Origin of the sequence: Flavonifractor sp. (assembly GCF_019422385.1) — a bacterium.
GTDB lineage: Bacteria > Bacillota > Clostridia > Oscillospirales > Oscillospiraceae > Flavonifractor > Flavonifractor avistercoris.
Window position 1 is genome coordinate 1 of the sequence record NZ_JAHZDL010000106.1, and the last position, 7,420, is coordinate 7,420.

Below are 7,420 nucleotides of genomic sequence, written 5' to 3' on the forward strand. Positions count from 1 at the left end.
ACCAGCTCCTTGGAGCAGAAGGTGGCCACGTCGTCGGCGTAGGTGCCCGCGCCGAAGCCGGCATCGTAGCCCAGCTCCTTGGCCAGAGCGTGGGTGATGCGGGCGCCGCCGCAGCAGAAGATGTACTTGTCGCGGACGCCCTCGGCCTCGGCCAGCTCGATGAGCTCGGTCAGGTTCTTGATGTGGACGTCCTTCTGGGTGACGGTCTGGGAGACCAGCACCACGTCGGCGTTGACCTCGGCGGCCTTGCGGAGGAACTCCTCGTTGGGCACCTGGGAACCCAGGTTGTAGGCCTCCACCATCTCATAGCGCTCCAGGCCGTAGTGGCCGGCGAAGCCCTTGCGGTTCATGATGGCGTCGATGCCCACGGTGTGGGCGTCGGTACCGGTAGACGCACCCACCATAACGACCTTGCGGCCGATATGCTCGCGGATGTAGTCATTGGTGTCTTCCATGCTCATGACGTCGGACTCCACGGTGATTACATGGATATCCTCATAGTTTACGGAGTGGACGCAGCTGCCGTAGACCACATAGAAGGTGAACTCCTTGTCCAGGGGGGTGTGGTAAGCCACATTGGGCTCGTCCAGACCCATTTTCTTGGCGATCTGACGGGCAGCCTCCTCGCCGCGTTCGTCGTCCTTGACGGGCAGGGTGAAGCTGGTCTGCACCTTACCGTCGTTCATGGTGTCGCCGTAGGGCTTCAGACGGGTCAGGTCCAGGGTGGTATCGAAATCGATCTTATGGGTGTTATACAGTCCGCTGCTCATTCTGCTGCCACCTTCCCTTTCATGACTTCAACAAAGGGATTGAAGTATTTGTCGTCCTTGACCACAACACCGGCCAGGCCCTTGCCGCCGTCCTTAGGACGCTTGACATCGGCGAAAATACCCTTTTCAATGGTGGTGAACAGGCCCAGCTTCTCGATCTCCTTCAGCAGATCGGTGGCCTTGGTCAGCACCTCGTTGGCACGGTTGCGGATGATGCCGTTCTCCTTATAGGTCAGCTCGCTGCCCAGATCCTTCATGGTGCGGAAGATATACTGCGCATTCTCGATGGACAGGGCGCGGTCGGACATGAACGGGGTGTGGATGGCCTCGGTCATCATGCCCAGCAGGCACAGCCGCTGGTTGGTGAGGATGGTCACCATGTTGAACAGGGCATCCTGGATGTGGCCGCGGAAGATATTGCCGGTCATGAACTTCGTGGGCGGCATGTACTTCAGCGGGGCGTTGGGGAAGATCTCGCGGGCCATCTGCGCCTGAGCCAGCTCGTAGAGGAAGGTATTCTCCACGGCGGGGTCCATTTCAAAGGCATGGCCCAGACCCATCTGCTCCTCACGCATACCGGCGTCCTTGGCAAAGGCCTCGTTCAGGAACTGGGAGGCCAGAACGGTGTGGGCGGCGGTGATGGCGTCGTCGGTGGTCAGATAGTTGTCCTCGCCGGTGTTGATGATCACGCCGGCATAGCCGTTGATAACGCGGGAGAAATACTGGTCCACGATGGTGCGCTGCATGTTGATGTCGCGGAACAGAATGCCGTACAGGGCGTCGTTCAGCATCACGTCCAGACGCTCCAGAGCGCCCATAGCGGCGATCTCGGGCATGCACAGGCCGGAGCAGTAGTTGCACAGCCGGATGTAGCGGTGCTGCTCCTCGCCCACCTCGTCCAGCGCGGCGCGCATGAGGCGGAAGTTCTCCTGGGTGGCGTAGGTGCCGCCGAAGCCCTCGGTGGTGGCGCCGTAGGGCACGTAGTCCAGCAGGGACTGGCCGGTGGTGCGGATAACGGCGATGACGTCGGCGCCCTGTCGGGCGGCGGCGGTGGCCTGCACCACGTCCTCATAGATGTTGCCGGTGGCCACGATCAGGTAGATCCAGGGGCCGGTCTTCTCACCGCCGTGGGCGGCGATGAAGTCCTCGCGGCGCTTGCGGCGGGCGGCGATCTTGCTCAGGCTCTTCTCCACGATGGGGGCCAGGGCGGCGTGGATCTCGGCCTCGCCGTGGGTGGGCAGGGCGGTGAGATCCAGCTTGTCGGCGGCCACATCCTCGGCGATGGCCTGGGGATCCTTGCCGGTCTCCACCATGGCGTTGCCGATCCAGAAGGCGGCGCCCTGGGACAGGGCGTTCTTGTCCATCAGGTGATCCACCACCACGTTGGGCAGGGGCACGTCCTGGGCGTCCACGCCGTCAATGCCGAGCAGGCGGCAGATGGTGCGCTCTACGGTGGAGGTGGTGCGCTCATCAATAAAGCGCTGGGTGTCATCGGCCACGCGGGAGGCGTGGGCACGGGCCTGCTCCACCAGCTTAAAATCAAGGTTGAGCTTAGATTCCAACGTATATCACTTCCATTCTCAGGTTAGGTGAAAAAGAGGGGGGAGCGGACCGCCGCCAACGCGACGGCCCGCTCATGAGAGAGGAGGTCGGATTATTCCTCGTGGTGGGAGCGCTTATGACGCTCCAGGTTGGCGGGCTCCATGGACAGCGCCTGACCGCGCTCCAGGCCGGCCACGCCCATGAGCTCCTTCTTCTTCTTGCCGGTGCAGTAGTCGCACTGGCAGTCGGTGTAGTGCTCGGGCTCGGTGTAGGTGGTGATAACGCCCTCGTAGTTGCGCAGGATGACCTTGTGCGGGGTCTGGGAGATGACGTACTGGGGCATAACGGGGGTCTTGCCGCCGCCGCCCGGGGCGTCCACCACGAAGGTGGGCACGCAGAAGCCGGAGGTGTGGCCGCGCAGAGCCTCGATGATCTCGATGCCCTTGCTGACGGGAGTACGGAAGTGCTCCAGGCCCATGGACAGGTCGCACTGATAGATGTAGTAGGGGCGCACGCGGATGCGAACCAGCTCGTTGACCAGCTTCTTCATGGTGTAGACGCAGTCATTGATGCCGGCCAGCAGCACGCTCTGGTTACCCAGCGGGATACCGGCGTCGGCCAGCATGGCGCAGGCCTTGGCGGACTCGGGGGTGATCTCGTTGGGGTGGTTGAAGTGGGTGTTCAGCCAGATGGGGTGATACTTCTTCAGCATGTTGCACAGCTCGGGAGTGATGCGCTGAGGCAGCACCACGGGGGTACGGGAGCCGATGCGGACGATCTCCACGTGGGGGATCTCACGCAGCTTGGCGATGATGTACTCCAGGCGCTCGTCGCTCACCAGCAGGGCGTCGCCGCCGGACAGCAGCACGTCGCGGATCTGGGGAGTGTTGCGGATGTACTCGATGGCCTGATCCACCTGATCCACGGGCAGGCCGGCGTCGTGCTGGCCGGCGAAGCGGCGGCGGGTGCAGTGACGGCAGTACATGGAGCACTGGTCAGTGATCAGCAGCAGGCAGCGGTCGGGATAGCGGTGGGTCAGACCGGGAGCGGGGGAGTCCTCATCCTCGTGCAGGGGATCCAGCAGGTCGGAGTCGGCCTGGTGCAGCTCCTTGGCGGTGGGGATGGCCTGCAGACGGACGGGATCATGGGGATCACCGGGCTGGATCAGGGACAGGTAGTAGGGGGTGATGGCCATGCGCAGGGTACCCAGGCAGGCCTTGACGCCTTCCTCTTCCTCGGGAGTCAGCTCGATGTACTTCTTCAGATCTTCCAGAGTCTCGATACGGTTCTTGACCTGCCAGTGCCAGTCATTCCACTCCTCATCGGTCACGTTGGGGAACAGGATCTTACGGCGGGACTCTACCATAACAAGGTCATCCTTTCTAAATCAGATTTGGGGAGACATTAGAAGCCACAGACGGGGAAACCGGCCGCGGGGACGGCGGGGAAGGGTTGGGGAGGAGGAATTCCCAGCCGCCCGGCGGCGATGCCGCCGCTGCGGGAATGTCACATAAGAAATGATTGTGGATGGTACGTATAAAAGCCTCGCAGAGTTTGTGCCCGCAGGGCACAAATCAAGTAGGATTTCGTTTTTGACCGCGACATGTGCGTGGTCAAAAACACTTCTCAGACCGCAAGTGTGAGTTTTGGCCGCCTTAGCGGGCAAAACTTGCGCGCGGCGGGCTGCAATCTCTCGAAAAAGCGGCGGAGCCGCTTTTTCGATTACAGGTACTTCTTCTCGAAGTACTCCTTCAGCTGGGGATTCTCGCGGAGCTCGGCCAGGGTGATGGCGGCGTGATCCTTGGTGTAGCCGTTGCCGATGACCATGGTGACGTCCTTGCCGCAGCCCTCGGCGCCCAGCGCAGCCTTGGCGAAGTCGGTAGCCATGGAGAAGCAGTACACGGTGCCGTTGTCGCGGACGGGCAGGATGGCGCTCATCTCGCAGGCGGGCACGTTGACGATCAGGATGGAGATATCGTACTCCTTACCGCCGTTGGCGGCCAGGGACTTCTCCAGCACGTCCACAGGCTCGGTGGCGGAGCCCACGATGGCGTGGTGGCACAGGTTCATGCTCTTGAGCAGGTCGGCGTCCTCCTGGCAGATGACCAGGGCCACCACGTTGCCGGTGGGGCCGACGCGCTTCATGGCCTCGTAGCAGCACATCATGCCGCCCTTGCCGGCGCCGCCCAGGATCAGCACGGAGTCGCCGGGCTTGACCAGCTTGGCGGTCTGGGCGGGAGCGCCGGCCACGTCCAGGGCGGCCAGGGCCAGCTCCTCGCTCATGTCGTCGGGCAGCTTGGCATACAGGCCGGACTCAAACAAGATGGCCTGGGCGTCCACGTCCACGCGGTCGATCTCGGGGTGGATGGCCTTGATCTTGTTGATCTTCAGGGGGGTCAGGGACAGGGACACCAGGGAGGCGATCTTGTCGCCCACCTTCAGGTCGATCTTGCCCTGGAGATCCTCGCCGATGGCCTTGACGGTGCCGATGAACATGCCGCCGGAGCCGGTGACGGGGTTCTGCATCTTGCCGCGCTCGTTCACGATGTCCAGAATCATCTGCTCGGTACGGGCCAGATCCTTCTCGCAGGCCTCGTAGATCTGGGTGAAGGAGGCGGAGTCAATGTTCAGCGCGGACACATCGCACAGGATCTCGTTGGAGTAGATCTCGTCCATGTTGTTGTCGATCTTCTTGGCAGCCTGGGTCAGCAGGCCCTTGGGCTCAATCACGCGATGGGTGCCGTACTTGTTGCCTTTCTTCTGCATAGCAAGTTCCTCCTGTTTCGTTCTTTTTGGTTCGGTTGGGGAGATTTGGGGTCTTTTCGATATATGGTTGGGGAGATTGGAACAACTAGGTTATGCCAAGGACAGGATCTTGCGGGCCTCCTCGGGGGTGGCGATCTCACGGCCCAGCTCGTGGGCGATGCGGGCCACCTTGGCCACCAGCTCGCCGTTGGAGGCGGCCTTCTGGCCCTTGCCCAGGTAGATATTGTCCTCAAAGCCCACCCGGACGTTGCCGCCCATGGCGATGGCGATGGCGGCCAGCGGGAAGGCGCTGCGGCCGATGCCGGTGGCAGTCCAGGTGGAGCCGGCGGGCAGCTGCCGCACTAAGTAGTCCAGGTTGCCGGCGGTGGCGGGGGTGCAGCCGGACACGCCCAGCACGAAGTTGAACTGCATGGGGCCGCCGGGAACCTCGCCGCGCTTGGCCATGGTGAGGATGGTGTCCAGGTGGCCGATCTCGAAGCACTCATACTCGGGCTTGATGTGGTTCTCGATCATGCGCTTGCCGAAGGCCCGCATGGTGGGCATGTCGTTGACGAAGATGTCGTCGCCGAAGTTGCAGGTGCCGCAGTCCAGGGTGGCCATCTCGGGGAAGAGCTCGGTGGGCTGGAGCCGCTCCTCGGGGGTCATGCCGGTGGCGCCGCCGGTGGAGGGGATCAGGATCACGCCGGGGCAGGCCTCCTTGATGGCGTCCAGGATCACCCGGAACCGCTCGCGATCCTGGGTGGGGGTGCCGTCGTCCCAGCGGACATGCACGTGGATGACCGCCGCGCCCGCGTCAAACGCGCTCTTGGCCTCGCGGACCATCTCCTCCACGGTGTAGGGCACCGCGGGGTTGTTTTCCTTGGTGACCTCTGCGCCGCAGATGGCCGCGGTAATGATGAGCTTTTCCATAACACGCCTCCTCGTAAAAATAACGCCACCCCGTCCGCCAAGAGAATAACATCCACCCCAAGGGAACGTGATAGCGCTTCATGCACAAAAAAACACTACTTGCATCTGCGGACACCTTCCGGCCTCCAATCAGACACAAATAGCGCTTCATGTTACTCATGACAATCCGCAAGCACTGGGCCTGCGGCTCAGGGGGAGGGCTGTGCGGTTCACGTCCCCCTTCGGCGGAACGTACATTCCCGGGACACATCGGGCTCGCCTGCCCTTGTCATTGTCCCGGTACCTTGCGCTCCGCGCCTCTATCCATGCGTATTATTTATTTTTTACAAGAACACTATACTCCCACAAGTTAAATTTGTCAACAATTTTTCCGAAAAAATTTTTAAGTGAAAAAATGCCGGAAAGAAGGGAGATTTCCCCCCTCTTTCCGGTCAAAATAGTTACGGGGATACTTACCACCGGAACAGTTACAAATCGGCCTGGAACAGCTCCATGAGGGCGTCGTCCAGCTTGAGCAGCCGGCAAACCCGCAGGGCGTCCCGGGGACAGGGGGCCCCCGGCGGGGCGGGCAGCAGGCGGTAGTCCATCCGCCGGGCGATGCGCTTGCGGGGGTCGTCCCCCTCGTCGCCGTCGATCTCCCGCACCAGGCCGGCCACCTGGTAGTGGGCCCCGGCCACGTCGGACACGCCGTCGTAGTGGGTGGTCATGAGGGCCACGCAGTCCAGGGTGCCCAGGTAGCGCACCAGGGCCCGGGCCAGGGCGGCGCCCTCCTGGGGGTTGGTGCCCCGGGCGAACTCGTCCAGGGCCACGAAGAAGAACTCATCCCTGGTCTTGCGGAGCAGCTGATCCAGCAGGTGAACCTCCTTGCCGAAGGAGGACAGGCCGCCGGCGCCGGGGCCGCTGTCGGCCAGAATCAGCTCCACCCGGTCGAACAGGGGCAGCCGGGCGGACTGGGCGAACACGAAGAAGCCGCACTGGCAGAGCAGCAGGGACAGCACCGTGGAGCGCAGAGACACGGTCTTGCCGCCCATGTTGGCGCCGGTGATGACGGTGCAGCCGGGGCCCAGCTCCAGCTCCAGGGCGGTGAACTGCTCGCCCCGCTCCGCCAGCTCCTCCGCCACCTGGGGGTGGCTCACCCCCTTCAGGGAGATGGTCTTGTCGGTGCTGAGGGCGGGCCGGACGCAGTGGTAGCGCAGGGCCAGCTTGGCCTTGGCCACGATCAGATCCAGGTGGCCCAGGGCCTCCATGTTGGCCAGGAAGGCGTCCTTCCAGACCATGAGCTTCCGGGTGAGCATCTGCCGCACCTCCAGCTCGAGCTTGTCCTCCTCCACCGCCAGAACCCGGCGCTTCTCCAGCAGGGGGCCCCGCTTGTCCTCCTGGGTCATGCGGATGGCCTTCTCCAGCTTGGCCTTCTCCGCCCGCAGGGGGGCCAG

At 62.9% G+C, this 7,420-nt stretch carries 5 protein-coding genes, 1 pseudogene and 1 riboswitch; all 6 genes and pseudogenes read right to left on the reverse strand.

Translation table 11 applies throughout. From position 1 onward, the window contains the following. On the reverse strand, positions 1–770 hold a 770-nt coding region (locus tag QZ378_RS11460), incomplete at its 3' end, for an OAM dimerization domain-containing protein (protein WP_291258359.1). After that, positions 767–2,332 (reverse strand): lysine 5,6-aminomutase subunit alpha, encoded by a 1,566-nt coding sequence (locus QZ378_RS11465; RefSeq protein WP_291258360.1) that lies wholly within the window; start codon positions 2,330–2,332, stop codon positions 767–769. The genes QZ378_RS11460 and QZ378_RS11465, both read right to left, overlap by 4 nt. Positions 2,333–2,424: 92 nt before the next feature. Then, positions 2,425–3,678: a lysine 2,3-aminomutase gene (gene ablA, locus QZ378_RS11470; protein ID WP_087237697.1), complete on the reverse strand. Its 1,254-nt coding sequence runs from the start codon at positions 3,676–3,678 to the stop codon at positions 2,425–2,427. 356 nt (positions 3,679–4,034) lie between these two features. After that, a complete protein-coding gene (locus tag QZ378_RS11475) occupies positions 4,035–5,078 on the reverse strand; it encodes an L-erythro-3,5-diaminohexanoate dehydrogenase (protein ID WP_087237695.1) in 1,044 nt (347 codons plus the stop codon). Positions 5,079–5,168: 90 nt separating this feature from the next. Then, positions 5,169–5,987 (reverse strand): 3-keto-5-aminohexanoate cleavage protein, encoded by an 819-nt coding sequence (locus tag QZ378_RS11480; RefSeq protein WP_087237693.1) that lies wholly within the window; start codon positions 5,985–5,987, stop codon positions 5,169–5,171. Between the two features lie 132 nt (positions 5,988–6,119). Then, positions 6,120–6,297: riboswitch (Lysine riboswitch) on the reverse strand. Between the two features lie 157 nt (positions 6,298–6,454). Further along, positions 6,455–7,420 (reverse strand): annotated as a pseudogene (locus tag QZ378_RS11485) (DNA mismatch repair protein MutS); the annotation flags it as partial.